Raw genomic sequence first — 14273 nt, forward strand, 5'->3', positions numbered from 1 at the left:
GCCGCCCTGCCGAACAGGCAGGCATGACAGCGATCATGCGGCGCCCCGCACCGTGGCAGGTCTGGCTCGGCTGCGGGGCGCTCATGATCGTCGTGTACTACGTGCTGCCGGCCGGCGGGTCCGGACGCGGCTTCCTGTACCCGGCCCTGTCGGCGTCCTGCACGCTCATGGTGGTGGCCGGGATCCGGCGCAACCGCCCGGTGCGCCCGTCGGTCTGGTACTGCGTCGCAGCCGGGCTCGGCATGTGGTCGACCGGTGACTTCGTGTTCGCCTACCTGTACTACGTGCGCGGGGACACCACGTTCCCCTCCTACGCCGACGCCTGCTACCTCGGCGCGATCCCCGTGTTCGCGGCCGGCGTCTTCATCCTGATCAAGGGCCGGGTCTCCCGCCGGGACCGCGCGGGCCTGCAGGACGCCCTCATCATCTCCACCGGCCTGGCGCTGCTGACCTGGACGTTCATGATGCGCCCGATCGCCGAGGACCACTCGGTCGGGCTGCTCGCCCGGCTGGTCTCGCTCGCCGCGCCCGCCGGCGACCTGCTGCTCATCGCGATGCTGCTGCGCCTGGTGGCCAGCCCCGGCGGCCGCAGCGCCAGCTACCGGTTCCTGATCGGCGGCTTCGCCTTCACACTCGGCACCGACGTGCTCTACAGCGTCGTCAACACCGTCGCCGTGTACGAGGGCGGCGCGATGGACGCCGGCTGGATGACCTCCTACCTGATGTTCGGCGCCGCCGCCCTGCACCCGTCGATGCGCTCGCTGTCGGAGGTCGCGCCGGACCGCGCCGAACGCTTCCACCGGCAGCGCATCGGGGTGCTCGCCGCGACCTCGCTGCTGGCCCCGGCGACGCTCGTGTACGACGGGCTCACCGACCCGACCGACGTCGACTGGAAGGCGATCAGCGCCGGCTCGGTCGTGCTGTTCCTGCTGGTCGTGGCCCGGATGTCCGGTCTGGTGGCGCAGGTGCGCGATCAGGCCGCCCAGCTGGAGGCGCTGGCGCACAACGACGGGTTGACCGGGGTGCCGAACCGCCGCGCCTGGGACCTCGAGCTGCACCGCGAGACCATGAAGGCCCGCCGCGGCGGCACGGAGATCTGCGTGGCGCTGCTGGACCTGGACCACTTCAAGCGGTTCAACGACACCCACGGCCACCAGGCCGGTGACCGGCTGCTCAAGGAGGCGTCGGCCGCGTGGCGGGCGCTGCTGCGCCCCGGCGACGTCCTGGCCCGCTACGGCGGCGAGGAGTTCGGCGTGCTCCTGGTCGGCGCGTCCACGCTGGAGGCGGTGCGGGTCCTGGACCGGCTGCGCGAGGTCACCCCCCAGGGGCAGACGTTCTCCGCCGGCCTGGTCCGGTGGGATGGCGCCGAGTCCACGGACGAGGTCGTCGGCCGCGCCGACGAGGCGCTCTACCACGCCAAACACGACGGCCGGGACCGTGTTCACCTGTCCGACCCGATCCGGACGACCAGGGACACCCGCATCCTCGCGTAAACTTCGTTTCGTGGTTGTTGCAAGCTCTTGGCAACAACGCTGGCATGGCAATAGGCTGCTCGCATGCCTGCGGTAGCCATGCACATCTCCAACGGGATCATCGACAACCAGATCGCGTTGCTCTTCGCCGCCGTCGCGCTGGCCGGGCTCGGCCTGTGCTTCGTGCAGGGCCGCCGTGAGCTCGACGACCGGCTCGTGCCGATGGCCGGCCTGGTCGCGGCGTTCATCTTCGCCGTACAGATGCTCAACTTCCAGATTCTGCCCGGGGTCAGCGGCCACCTGCTCGGCGGCACGCTCGCCGCCATCCTCGTGGGGCCCTACCTCGGCGCGATCTGCGTCTCGATCGTCCTCGTCGTGCAGGCGCTGATCTTCAGCGACGGCGGCGTCACCGCCCTCGGGCTCAACATCACCAACATGGCGCTGCTCGGCACCGCCGCCGGCTACCTGCTCGTGGCGACCCTGCTGCGGGTCCTGCCCCGCACCACCTGGGCGCTGACCGTGACCGCCGTCGCCGCCTGCGTGGTGTCGGTGACCGTCGCCTCGCAGGGGTTCGTGCTGCAGTACGCCCTCGGCGGCGCCGTTGACGTCGGCCGGTCCCTCGGCGCGATCGCCGCGGCGATGGCCGGCACCCACCTGCTCATCGGGCTCGGCGAGGGCGTCATCACCGCGCTCACCGTCACCTACGTCGCGAAGGTCCGCCCGGACCTCGTCTATGCGGTGCGCAACCTGCGGCGCCCGGTCACCCGTGAGGCGGTCACGGCATGAAGAAGTCGTCCTGGTTCATCCTCAGCGGACTCATCGCCGCGCTGCTGCTCGCGGGCGTGGTCAGCAACTTCGCCTCCAGCCACCCCGACGGCCTGGACTCCGTGGCCCGCGAGGGCTGCACGTTCGACGCCGACGGCACCATCACCGGCGGCACCTGCATGGCCCAGGGCGAGGCCGACAACCAGACCAAGGACAGCCCGCTGGCCGACTACGGCCTGCGCGGCGTCGGCAACGACTTCCTGTCCACCGGCCTGTCCGGGGTGATCGGGGTCGTCGTCACGTTCGCGGTCGGCGGCGGCGTGTTCTGGCTGCTGCGCGCCGGCCGTCGCGACCCGGACCGGGCCAAGCAGGCGGCCTGACGTGGGCGCCGGTCACAGCCACGCGCTGTACGTGCACCGCCACTCGCCCGTGCACGCCCTCGCGCCGGAGGTGAAGATCGCCGCCAGCGTGCTGTTCACCGTCGCGGTCGTGGCGACGCCGCGCGAGGCGCTGTGGGCGTTCGGCGGCTACCTCGCCGTCATCGTGGCGGTGGCGCTGACGGCCCGGATCGGCCTGCGCCGGCTGGCCCTGCGCTCGCTGATCGAGCTGCCGTTCATCCTGTTCGCGTTCGCGCTGCCGTTCCTCGGCCACGGCGAGCGGGTGCACTGGCTCGGGATGAGCCTGTCCGTCGACGGGCTCTACGGCATGTGGAACATCCTCGCCAAGGGCACCCTCGGCGTGCTGTCCTCGCTGCTGCTGGCCGGCACCACCACGCCGCGCGACCTGCTGCTCGGCCTGGACCGGCTGCGCTGCCCGGCGATGATCACCCAGATCGCCACGTTCATGCTGCGCTACCTCGACGTGCTCGCCGCCGAGGGCCGCCGGATGCGCATCGCGCAGCGCTCCCGCGGCTACGACCCGCGGTTCCTGTGGCAGATCAAGGGTTTCGCCAGCGGCATCGGGGCGCTGTTCCTGCGCGCGTTCGAGCGTGGCGAGCGGGTCTACCTGGCGATGGTCTCCCGCGGGTACGAGGGGCGCATCCCGCTCGCCCTCGCCGGTGGCGGCGCGACGCCCGGGCAGTGGGCCGCCGCGGCCTGGGTGCCCGTCGTGGCCGGGACCATCGCGACGGTAGCGTTGCTGCGGTGACGCCATCGCTGCGGGTGACCGGCCTGCACTTCGCATACCCCGACGGGCACGTGGCACTGCGCGGCGTCGACCTCACCGTGCCGCAGGGGGAGCGGGTCGCGCTGCTGGGGCCCAACGGCGCCGGCAAGACCACGTTCGTGCTGCACCTCAACGGCATCAACGCCGCGGCCTCCGGCAGCGTCGAGGTCGGCGGCCTCACCGTCGACCCCGCCGACCGGGCCGGGCTGAAGGAGATCCGCCGCCGCGTCGGCATCGTCTTCCAGGACCCCGACGACCAGCTGTTCATGCCGACCGTCGCCGAGGACGTCGCGTTCGGCCCGGCCAACCTGGGCCTGCGCGGCGCCGAGCTGGCCGAGCGGGTCGACGAGGCCCTCGCCGCCGTGGGGATGGGCTTCGCCCGCGACCGCGCGCCGCATCACCTGTCCTTCGGGCAGCGCCGCCGGGTCGCGGTCGCCACCGTGCTGGCCATGCGCCCGGAGATCCTCGTGCTGGACGAGCCGTCGTCCAACCTGGACCCCGCCTCCCGCCGGGAGCTCGCCGACATCCTGCGCTCGCTGCCGGTGACGCTGCTCATGGTGACCCACGACCTGCCCTACGCGCTGGAGCTGTGCCCCCGCTCCGTCATCCTCGACGACGGCCGCATCGCCGCCGACGGCCCCACCCGCGAGCTGCTCGCCGACGCCGAGCTGCTCGAGCGGCACCGGCTCGAGCTGCCGTTCGGGTATACCGTCGTGGCATGACCGAGTCCGCCACCTGGACGCGGGTGGACGACGGACGGTTCCAGGTCGACCTGCTCACCGCCGACTACCGCCGGCACGCGTTCACCCGGCACAGCCACGCGACGTTCGCCATCGGTGTCGTGGTGTGCGGGGTCGAGCAGTTCCGCTACCGGGGCGAGCTGCACCGCGCGGGCGTCGGCAGCCTGGCCATCCTCGAGCCCGGCGAGCCGCACGACGGGCAGGCCGCGGGCCCGGCCGGGTGGGCGTACCGCGTCTTCTACCCGCCGGCCGACATGCTCTTCGACAGCGGCACCGGGCCGGCCCACTTCGCCGACGCGATCGTGCACGACCCGCGCAGCGTGCACCTGGTCCGCTCGGCGCACGAGGAGCTGACCGCCGGTGCGGACCCGCTCGCCGGGCACTCGAAGCTGACCTGGGCCCTCGCCGCGGTCGTCCGGCGGCACGGCTCGCACGCCGGTGACCCGTCGGTGCTGTCGCCGCGGGACGCGGCGGCGGTGCGCAAGGTCGCCCAGGTCCGCGACCGGCTCATGGCCGACCTGCGGTGCGCGCCGGGCCTGCGCGAGCTGGCCGCCGGGGTCGAGCTGTCCCCGTTCCACATGCTGCGCGTCTTCCGCGACGTCACGGGCTTCCCGCCGCACACCTGGCTGGTGCTGGAGCGGGTCTGCCGGGCCCGGCAGCTCCTCGCCGCGGGTGTCGCCCCCGCCCAGGTCGCCAGCGGGGTCGGCTTCGCCGACCAGGCCCACCTCACCCGCTGGTTCAAGCGCGTGACGGGCGTCACCCCGGCCGCATTCCGCAACGCCGTTCAAGACCCCGTCCGCACCCCCGCGTGAAGCTCAGTCCATGAGCCGTCGTGGGTGGATCCTGTTCATCGCCATGTCCGTCGTGTGGGGCGTGCCGTACCTGCTGATCAAGGTCGCGGTCCGGGACATCGGCCCCGCCGAGCTCGTCTTCCTCCGCACCGCCATCGGCGCGCTCCTGCTGCTGCCGATCGCGCTGTACCGCAAGGAGCTGCGCGAGTCGTTCCGCCCGTGGCTGCCGCTGCTCGCGTACACCGTCATCGAGATCGGCGTGCCGTGGCTGCTGCTGTCGCACGCCGAGCAGAAGGTCGACAGCTCCCTGACCGGTCTCGTCATCGCGGGCGTCCCCCTCGCGGCCGCCCTCATCGCGCGCGAACGCCTCTCCGCGAGCCGCGTCGCCGGCCTGCTCACCGGGCTCGCCGGCGTCGGCCTGCTCGTCGGCTTCCACGGCGGCACGGGCGGCGCCGTCCCGCTGCTGGAGCTGCTCGGTGTCGTGGTCTGCTACGCGACCGGCCCGCTGATCATCGAGCGCTGGCTCGCCGACGTGCCCCGCTACGGCGTCTCCACCGCGTCGCTGCTGCTCGGCGCGCTGCTCTTCGCCCCGGTCGCGGTGCCGGGCCTGCCGTCGCTGGCCCGCACGGTGACCCCCGGCCCGGCGCTCGCGGCGGTCGGGCTCGCCGTCATCTGCACCGCCCTGGCCTTCGTGCTGTTCTTCGCCCTCGTCGCGGAGGTCGGCGGGGTCCGCGCCACGGTGATCACGTTCGTCAACCCGGCGGTGGCGGTCGTCCTCGGCGCCGCCGTCCTCGGTGAGGAGATCACCCCGTTGACGGTGGGCGCGTTCGCGCTGATCCTCGCCGGGTCGTACCTGGCGACCCGGCGCAGGGCGGCGCCGGCGCCGGCCCCGGACGCCGAGCCCGCGCCCGTGTCTTCGTGATCCGGAGGGTCCGCGGTGGGCCCTCCGGATCACGGCCGGTCGCCGGCCTCGGCCGGCGCATCAGTCGGCGAGGATCGCGTACAGCTTGCGCCGGGTCTCGGTCAGCACCTCCAGGGCCTGCGACCGCTGCTCCGCGGTGCCGTTGAAGCCGACCTGGCGCAGGGCGTCCATGATGCCGATCGCGGCGTCGCGGAACTCCTGGGCCTGGGAGACGTGCTCGTCGCCGTACTCCTGCCAGGGGGCGTTCTGCGCGGCGGTCTCGGCCTCGGGCCGGCCGGCGTCGGTGAGGACGAATCGCTTGCGGCCGCCCTGCTCCTCCGCCGCGATGAGGCCCTCGTCCTCCAGCAGCTGCAGGGTCGGGTAGATCGAGCCGGGGCTCGGCCGCCAGATGCCGCCGGTGCGGGTCTCCAGCTCCTGGATCATCTCGTACCCGTGCATGGGGCGCTCGTGGAGTAGCGCCAGGACGGCGAGGCGCACGTTGGGGCGTCCGCCCCGGCCCGTGCCCTTGCCGCCCCAGCCGCCCCGGCCGTGCCCGGGACCCCAGCCGCCGCGCCCACCGGGCGGGAACGGAGGGATGAAACCGCCGAAGCCGCGGTGCCAGGCGCCGGCGTCGAACATCGATCCGTGTCGTGATCGCATGATCACAGCTCCTATCGTCGGAGTGTCAGCGACTATCGCTGATAACTCGACGATATATCGGAAGACTATCGGCGACAATATCGTGACCGATACGTCACCATATGTGGGTTACAGCACGATCACCGTGCGCAGGACCGAGCCCGCCTCCATCTCGTGGAACGCGGCCTCGACGTCGGCCAGGGTGCCGGTCGAGCTGACGAAGCGGTCCAGCGGCAGCCGGCCCTGCAGGTACAGGTCGATCAGCATCGGGAAGTCGCGCGAGGGCAGGCAGTCGCCGTACCAGCTGGACCTGAGCGCACCACCGCGGCCGAAGACCTCCAGGAACGGCAGGGTCAGCTGCATGTCGGGGCGCGGCACGCCGACGAGCACCACCGTGCCGGCCAGGTCGCGGGCGTAGAAGGCCTGCTCGTACACCTGCGGCAGGCCCACCGCCTCGATGACGACGTCGGCGCCGAACCCGCCCGTCAGCGCCCGCACCGCCTCGACCGGGTCGGTCTCGCGCGAGTTGACGACGTGCGTCGCTCCGAACTCCTGCGCCCAGGCGAGCTTGCGCACGTCGACGTCGACCGCGATGACCTTGCTCGCGCCGGCGAGGACCGAACCGACGATCGCGGCGTCGCCGACCCCGCCGCAGCCGAACACCGCGACCGTGTCGCCCCGCCCGACGTTGCCGGTGTTGATGGCCGCGCCGATTCCGGCCATGACCCCGCAGCCGAGCAGGCCGGCGACGCTCGCCGACGCCCGCGGGTCAACCTTGGTGCACTGCCCGGCGGCGACCAGCGTGTACTTGAGGAACGCGCCGATCCCGAGCGCCGGCGACAGCGGCGTGCCGTCGGCCAGCGTCATCTTCTGCTTCGCGTTGTGGGTGTTGAAGCAGTACCAGGGACGCCCACGCAGGCAGGCGCGGCACTGCCCGCAGACGGCCCGCCAGTTGAGCACCACGAAGTCGCCGGGCGCGACGTCGGTGACGCCCGGCCCGACGGCCGAGACGATCCCCGCGGCCTCGTGGCCGAGCAGGTAGGGGAAGTCCTCGCCGATGCCGCCCTCGCGGTAGTGCAGGTCGGTGTGGCAGACGCCGCACGCCTGGACCTCCACCACCGCCTCGCCGGGGCCGGGATCGGGAACGATGACGGTTTCGAGGCTGACAGGCTGGCCCTTGCCCAGTGCGACCACGCCTTGCGTTTCGATAGGCATACCCCCCGTCCTACCAGAAGGCGGCCACGACCATGGTAGTAAGAGCGGCATGACGGACGACCTGCGGCGCATCGCGAAGGAACACTTCGGCTGGGACCGCCTGCGTGACGAACAGGTCCGGGCGATGCAGGCGCTGATGGCGGGGCGCGACGCCCTGGCCGTCCTGCCGACCGGCGCCGGCAAGTCCGCCATCTACCAGGTGCCCGCGCCGCTGCTGCCCGGCCCGACCATCGTCATCTCGCCGCTGCTGGCGTTGCAGCAGGACCAGATCGCGTCGCTGACCGCGCGCAACCACGCATCGCTGCAGGCGGTGCGGCTGTCCTCGGCCGAGGGCAAGGCCGAGCGCGAGGAGGCCCTCGAGGCGCTGCGGGCCGGCGACGCCGAGTTCGTGTTCCTGACCCCCGAGCAGTTCGCCGACCCGGCCCGCGTCGCGCAGATCAAGGCCCTGAAGCCGAGCCTCGTCGCGGTCGACGAGGCGCACTGCGTCTCCGCCTGGGGCCACGACTTCCGCCCCGACTACCTGCAGCTGGGCCAGTTCATCCGCGAGCTGGGCCGCCCGCCGATCGTCGCGCTCACCGCGACCGCGTCGCCGCCGGTGCGCGAGGACATCATCGACCGGCTCGGCATGCGCGACCCGGAGATCGTCGTCACCGGCCTCGACCGGCCCAACCTCTTCCTGGAGTCGGTGCACTGCCCCGACGAGCAGACCCGCTTCCGGCGGCTGCTGGCCCGGCTGCGGGAGTCGACGCCGCCCGGCATCATCTACGCGCCGACCCGCCGCGCGACCGAGGAGCTCGCCGAGCGGCTCGTCGAGGAGGGCATGCCGGCCGTCGCCTACCACGGCGGCATGAGCGCGGGCGACCGCGAACGCGCCCACGAGGCCTTCCTCGCCGACGAGGTCGAGATCATGGTGGCGACGACCGCGTTCGGCATGGGCATCGACAAGCCGAACATCCGCTGGGTCAACCACATCTCGCTGCCCGACTCGCCGGACTCCTACCTGCAGGAGATCGGCCGGGCCGGGCGCGACGGGCAGCCGGCGCAGGTGCTGCTGCTGCACCGTACCGAGGACACCGGGCTGCGCAAGTTCTTCACCGGGCTCTCCATCGACCGCGAGGAGGTCAGCGCGCTCGCCGCGCTGCTGCGCTCCGTCGCGCCCGACCCGATCACCCGCGACGAGCTGGAGGAGCGCACCGGCCTCGGCGCCCGCAAGCTCGGCCAGCTGCTCAGCCTCCTGGAGGAGGTCGGTGCCGCGCAGCTGCTGCACGGCAGCAAGGTCAAGGCCCCCCGCTGGGCGCCGACGCCGGCGAAGGCGGCCGAGCTCGCCGAGGCGCAGGCCGAGCGGCAGCAGACCCTGTCCCGGTCGCGGCTGGACATGATGCGCAACTTCGCCGAGACGGAGCTGTGCCGCGGCCAGACGCTGCTCGCCTACTTCGGCGAGCACCTCGACGGCACGTGCGGGCACTGCGACAACTGCCTCGACGGCAGCGCGCAGGCCGGCCTCGACGCCACCGGCGACGACGTGCCGTTCCCGATCCACAGCGAGGTCAGGCACGGCGAGTGGGGCAAGGGCATCGTGCTGTCGTACGCGGGCGAGCAGATGACGGTCCTGTTCGACGAGGTCGGCTACAAGACGCTGTCGGTGCCGGTCGTCGAGGAGCACCGGCTGCTGCGCCCGGTCTGAGCCACTGCCGCCTCTACCGGCGGGCGGCGTCCTCGTTGCGGTGGCCGAGCGCCGCCCACACCTCGCTCACCGTCTCGAACAGCTCGTCCTCGGGCAGCCGCTCCAGCTCCGCGAGGACGTCGTCGGGCGCGTTGAGATCGGTCGCGCCGGCCACCAGGTCGTCCCGGTCGCCGGGCAGGCTGGCCAGGGGGATGAACCGGCCGAGCCGGCTACGGGCTTCGATCTCGGCGTGGGTGAGTTCAGGTTCCATGGCTCGGCGATACCCGGGCAAAACCCCACCAAACGAACGACACCCGATTGAGGTGAGGCGGCCCTGGGTACCTCCACCACATCCGCCCGAACCGCCGCACCTCCACCCCCGGGTGTGCGGCCGGGCGCTTCACAGGAGGTGAACACACGTGGGACGCATCGGGCAGCTGTTCGGCGGCCGCAACGCCGGCGTGGTGGACCGCGACCACGATGGTGTCGACGACCGCGCCGAGGACCGCACCCTCGACACCCGGGACCGCACCCTGGACACGGGTGACCGTACCCTGGACATGGATGACCGTACGCTCGACCAGCGCGACGCCACCGTCGAGCGGCGCCACGACAAGGACGGCGACGGCATCGACGACCGCGTCGAGGCGAAGCGGCTGCGCACCTCGGGCCGCTCCACGGACCGGACCCACCGGATCCCCGCCGTCGGCCCGCTGCCGGGCGACACCGACACCGACCGCGACGGCATCGCCGACCGGCGGGAGACCCACACGACGACCATGAAGCCGGTCATCGACCGCGAGCAGGTCACGCCGGTGACCGACGCCGACGCCGACGTCGTGCCCGTGGACGCCGGCCGCCCCGCCCGCGCGAGCCTGCTCTCCACGCTCGGCCTCGTCGTCGGCGTGGCCGCCGTCGCGGCCGCCCTCACCGGCCTGCTCGCCGTCTGGGCGCTGCCGCTCGGCGCGCTCGGCCTGCTGCTGTCCTTCGGCGGCATCATCGCCGGCGCCCGCCGCCACGTCGCCGGCCGCGGCACCGGTACCCTCGGCGTCCTGCTCAGCGGCACCGCGGTCATCTTCGCGATCCTCGCCATCACCGGCCAGGTGAGCTGGCTCGACACCGACGTCGACCAGGTGGCCCGCCTGAACAGCTGGCTCGACGCCCAGTTCCCGTGGATGCGTGACTGGTAAGCACTCCGCACGTCGACGACGAACCGGCCGGTGCGCAGTCGCCCGGCCGGTTCGTCGTACGCGCCCGCGCGCCCTGCGCCGGGTCCGCCGCTGCGCGGGGTCTGTCGCTGCGCCGTGCTCATCCTCGGGTCGGAGGCTCGGGTCGGAGGCGTTGCCCGGGCGTGTCCTGCTCAGGTCGCGGCGGGCGTGGGGACGCCGTGCAGGATGCCGTTGCCGGCGGTGAGCACCTCGTCGAGGGCGTCGGCCGGCAGCGGCCGGGAGAAGTGGTAGCCCTGCGCCTGCGGGCAGTCCAGCTCCCGCAGCCGCGCCGCCTGCTCCGGCGTCTCGACCGCCTCGGCGATCGACGACAGGCGCAGGCTGTTGCCGAGCTCGACGATCGCGCGGGTGAACGCCATCTCCTCCGCCACCCCGCCGTCCGGGGTGAACGCCCGGTCGATCTTCAGGATGTCGACCGGCAGGTGCCGCAGGTACGCCAGCGACGAGTACCCGGTGCCGAAGTCGTCGACGGCGACCCGTACACCCTCCTCGCGCAGTGCCGACAGCAGGACGGTCACCTCGTCGTTCTCCGTCGACGACGACACCAGGACCGTCTCGGTGATCTCCAGGATCAGCGCGCTGCCGGGCAGGTCCGCGTCCCGCAGCGCCGACAGGACGGTCCGCGTGAAGTCCGGCTCCCGCAGCTGGCGGCCGGAGACGTTGACGGTGACGCAGATGCCGAACCGGTCGTGCCACGGGCGGACGTCGCGGCACGCCTGCCGCAACACCCATGCACCGATCGGGACGATCAGGCCGTACTGCTCGGCGATGGGGATGAACTCCGTCGGCGGCACCGGCCGGCCCCCGGGGCTCCAGCGCAGCAACGCCTCCACGGCGGTGACCCGGCCGGTGGCCAGGTCCACCACCGGCTGGTAGTTCACCACGAACTCCTCGTCGGCGACGGCCCGGCGCAGCTCCGCCGACAGGCGCATGTGCTCGTGCCGCTCGGTGGCCAGGCGCGGCTCGAAGGCGGCGAGCCGGTTCTTGCCGGCGGCCTTCGCCGCGTACAGGGCCAGGTCCGCGTTGCGCAGCGCCTCCGCGGGTGTCGCCGGTGCGTGCACCAGCAGCGTGCCGACGCTGGTGGTGACGCTCAGCTCCCGCCCGCCGATCTCGTACGGCTGGGCGAGGGCGTCGACGACCGCCTGACCGACCGCGTTCACCCGCAGCACCGGCACGTCCTCCAAAAGGATGGCGAACTCGTCGCCGCCGAGGCGGACCAGGGTGTCGGCGGTGCCGACCTCGCCGAGCAGCCGCGCCGCGACCTCGATCAGCAGCGCGTCGCCGACCGGGTGGCCGAACGAGTCGTTGACGTCCTTGAACCCGTCCAAATCCAGCAGCAGCAGGCCGTGCGCCGCGTTCGTGCGGGTCAGCGCGTGTTCGAGGCGCTCCTGCAGCAGTGCCCGGTTGCCCAGGCCGGTCAGCGTGTCGTGCAGCGCCCGGTGCGTCAGCTGCTGCCGCAGCGCCTCCTGCTCGCGCAGCGCCTCGCCGAGCGCCAGGGCGTGCGCGTCCAGTTCCTCGACGCGCCGGTTCGCGAACCGCACCAGCTGGCTGAGCCGGGCGATCAGCAGCACCGACGTCACCATCGACGTGGCGAGGGGCACGGCCGCCCACCAGCGCGACGGCGGCGGCGCCGCGGCCAGCAGCATCGTGAGCGCGATGGCCGGGCCGACCAGCGACAGCACCGAGTACAGATGGACGCGGTGCCGGGGGATCACCTGCTGCGGGCGTTCGGGCCGGCCGGCGGCCTCGGCCATCGACGGGTGCAGCGCGCCGGTGCCGAGCAGCGCGTACGCGCACAGGTACAGCGCGGCGGAGACGCTGTCGCCCCTCGGGTCGCCGGTCCACGCGAGCGCGACGTAGTACACGATGTCACCGGTGACCAGCGTCGCGGCCGCCACGCACACGAGCCGGTGCGCGGCGTTGCGCACGCTGGCGGTGAACGCCATCCGGGTCGCCGCGACGACCAGCGCCAGGTCGATCACCGCGTACATCACGTGGCTGACCTTGTGCGGGGCGTCGAACCGGGTGCTGGACAGCACCGGATGCACGATGAACGTCCAGCTCAGCGCCGCCACCCCGGACGCGACGATGCCCGAGTCGATGAGCCGCTCCCAGCGTGGCCGGTGCGGGTCCCGCCGTACCCAGGTCAGCAGGCCGCCGCCGAGGAACGGGTACGCCGCCAGGAACAGCGCGTCCTTCACCGAGGGGAAGCCGACGTCGCCGGTCAGCACGTAGTCGACGGCCCAGGCGGCGGCGCCGAGCACGGAGCAGGCCAGTCCCGCGCCGAACAGCCACCACGTGCGGCGGTCCGCCGGGCGGTGCCGGCGCACCCCGACCGCCACCGCGGCCACCGTCGAGATGCCTACCAGCGAGTACAGCATCTGGCGAGGGATGACCGGGAGGAACCCGCCGGCGACCACCGCGCCGAGTCCCACCGCCGCATACCAACGCCATGCGGTCATGGGCCTCCTTGTCGCTGGTTCGGCTGACCTGCCTATCGGCAGCCGGTCCGCGGAACTGAGCGGGGCGAAGATGGACGGGTTCGAGTGCCGCGCGACGGGTAGGGAGCGCCGATGAAGGTCGCACTGCTGGGGCCGATCGCGTGGCGGACCCCGCCCCGCGCGTACGGGCCGTGGGAACAGGTCGTGTCGCTGCTCGCCGAGGGGCTCGTCGCGCGAGGGGTCGACGTCACCCTCTTCGCCAGCCTCGACTCCGTCACCGCCGCCCACCTCGACGGGGTCGTCGCCCGCCCGTACAACGAGGACACCTCCTACGACGGGAGGATCTGGGAAGCCCTGCACGTGGCACAGTGTTTCCAGCGCAGCGCCGAGTTCGACCTGGTGCACAACAACCTCGACTGGCTGCCCCTCACGATGAGCGGCTTCTGCCAGGCCCGGCTCGTCACCACCGTGCACGGCTTCTGCTCGCCGTCGATCCTGCCGGCGTACCAGCGGGCCCGCTCGGCGTTCGTGTCCATCTCCGACGCCGACCGGGGCCCCGGCATCGACTACGCGGCGACGATCTACCACGGCATCGACGTCGAGCAGTTCCCGTTCCAGCCGTCGCCGGGCGACTCGCTCGTCGCGTTCGGCCGCATCCACCCCGACAAGGGCACCGCCGACGCGATCCGGATCGCCCGCGCGGCCGGCCGCCGGCTGCTGATCGGCGGTCCCGTGCACGACGAGCGGTACCACGCCGAAGAGGTCCTCCCCGAGATCGACGGCGAGCAGATCGTGTACCTGGGCAACATCGGCCCCGCGCAGCGCGCCGACGTCCTGGGCGACGCGGCCGCACTGCTGCACCCGATCGGGTTCGCGGAGCCGTTCGGCCTGTCCGTCGTCGAGGCGATGACCTGCGGCACGCCCGTCGTGGCGTATCCGCTCGGCTCGATGCCGGAGATCGTCGACCCGGGCGTCACCGGCTACCTCGCCGGCTCCGTCGAGGAGGCCGTCGAGGTCCTCGACGACGTCATCAAGCTCGACCGGCACGCGGTCCGCGGGCGCGCGGTGAGCCGCTTCAGCGCCGACCGCATGGTCGAGGACTACCTGGGGCTCTACACCCGCCTGCTGCGCTGACCCGGCGGGCTGCCCGCTGCGCTGACCTGCCCGGCCGGCCGGGCAGATTCCTCAGAGCCGGCGCCGAGTTTCCTCAAGGCCACCGCCGGTCGGCCGAACCTTCACAGTGTGCGGCGCCCGCG

General features: G+C 72.9%; 14 protein-coding genes. 10 read left to right on the plus strand and 4 right to left on the minus strand.

Annotated features, from left to right (window positions below; genetic code table 11):
• Nucleotides 1–23: 23 nt before the first annotated feature.
• From OP18_RS33205 to OP18_RS33235, 7 genes are all read left to right on the plus strand, one after another.
• A complete protein-coding gene (locus tag OP18_RS33205) occupies nt 24–1493 on the plus strand; it encodes a GGDEF domain-containing protein (protein WP_081971319.1) in 1470 nt (489 codons plus the stop codon).
• A gap of 63 nt (nt 1494–1556) precedes the next feature.
• Nucleotides 1557–2258: an energy-coupling factor ABC transporter permease gene (locus tag OP18_RS33210; protein WP_033363052.1), complete on the plus strand. Its 702-nt coding sequence runs from the start codon at nt 1557–1559 to the stop codon at nt 2256–2258.
• Entirely contained in the window at nt 2255–2617 is a 363-nt protein-coding gene (locus OP18_RS33215) for a PDGLE domain-containing protein (RefSeq protein WP_033363053.1), read from the plus strand. The genes OP18_RS33210 and OP18_RS33215 overlap by 4 nt, the downstream gene beginning before the upstream one ends.
• Before the next feature lies 1 nt (nt 2618).
• Nucleotides 2619–3383 carry a cobalt ECF transporter T component CbiQ gene (gene cbiQ, locus OP18_RS33220; RefSeq protein WP_033363054.1) on the plus strand — a complete coding sequence of 255 codons (765 nt, stop codon included), beginning with the start codon at nt 2619–2621 and terminating at the stop codon, nt 3381–3383.
• A complete protein-coding gene (locus tag OP18_RS33225; protein ID WP_033363055.1) occupies nt 3380–4123 on the plus strand; it encodes an energy-coupling factor ABC transporter ATP-binding protein in 744 nt (247 codons plus the stop codon). Before cbiQ ends, OP18_RS33225 begins: the two co-directional genes overlap by 4 nt.
• Complete coding sequence (locus OP18_RS33230; protein WP_033363056.1) at nt 4120–4953, plus strand: AraC family transcriptional regulator; 834 nt, start codon at nt 4120–4122, stop codon at nt 4951–4953. The genes OP18_RS33225 and OP18_RS33230 overlap by 4 nt, the downstream gene beginning before the upstream one ends.
• Nucleotides 4954–4963: 10 nt before the next feature.
• Nucleotides 4964–5854, plus strand: coding sequence for a DMT family transporter (locus tag OP18_RS33235; RefSeq protein WP_033363057.1), 891 nt, complete (start codon nt 4964–4966; stop codon nt 5852–5854).
• Nucleotides 5855–5914: 60 nt separating this feature from the next.
• Here OP18_RS33235 and OP18_RS33240 read toward each other — a convergent pair whose 3' ends face one another.
• A complete protein-coding gene (locus tag OP18_RS33240; protein ID WP_052387706.1) occupies nt 5915–6493 on the minus strand; it encodes a PadR family transcriptional regulator in 579 nt (192 codons plus the stop codon).
• A 108-nt stretch (nt 6494–6601) separates the two neighbouring features.
• Nucleotides 6602–7687 (minus strand): S-(hydroxymethyl)mycothiol dehydrogenase, encoded by a 1086-nt coding sequence (locus OP18_RS33245; protein ID WP_033363059.1) that lies wholly within the window; start codon nt 7685–7687, stop codon nt 6602–6604.
• Nucleotides 7688–7736: 49 nt separating this feature from the next.
• Between OP18_RS33245 and OP18_RS33250 the strand changes: the two genes are divergently transcribed.
• A complete protein-coding gene (locus OP18_RS33250; RefSeq protein ID WP_033363060.1) occupies nt 7737–9371 on the plus strand; it encodes a RecQ family ATP-dependent DNA helicase in 1635 nt (544 codons plus the stop codon).
• A 13-nt stretch (nt 9372–9384) separates the two neighbouring features.
• Here the strand turns inward: OP18_RS33250 and OP18_RS33255 are convergent, their stop codons facing one another.
• Complete coding sequence (locus OP18_RS33255) at nt 9385–9621, minus strand: DUF2795 domain-containing protein (RefSeq protein ID WP_052387691.1); 237 nt, start codon at nt 9619–9621, stop codon at nt 9385–9387.
• A 148-nt stretch (nt 9622–9769) separates the two neighbouring features.
• Here OP18_RS33255 and OP18_RS53415 point away from each other — a divergent pair, with 148 nt between their 5' ends.
• Entirely contained in the window at nt 9770–10540 is a 771-nt protein-coding gene (locus OP18_RS53415) for a hypothetical protein (RefSeq protein ID WP_052387692.1), read from the plus strand.
• Nucleotides 10541–10710: 170 nt separating this feature from the next.
• Here OP18_RS53415 and OP18_RS33265 read toward each other — a convergent pair whose 3' ends face one another.
• Nucleotides 10711–13038, minus strand: coding sequence for a bifunctional diguanylate cyclase/phosphodiesterase (locus OP18_RS33265; protein ID WP_081971320.1), 2328 nt, complete (start codon nt 13036–13038; stop codon nt 10711–10713).
• Between the two features lie 111 nt (nt 13039–13149).
• On the opposite strand from OP18_RS33265, the gene OP18_RS33270 reads away from it, so the two are divergent.
• Entirely contained in the window at nt 13150–14151 is a 1002-nt protein-coding gene (locus OP18_RS33270; protein ID WP_033363112.1) for a glycosyltransferase family 4 protein, read from the plus strand.
• Nucleotides 14152–14273 lie beyond the last annotated feature (122 nt).

The sequence above is a fragment of the Dactylosporangium aurantiacum genome, assembly GCF_000716715.1.
Lineage (GTDB): Bacteria > Actinomycetota > Actinomycetes > Mycobacteriales > Micromonosporaceae > Dactylosporangium > Dactylosporangium aurantiacum.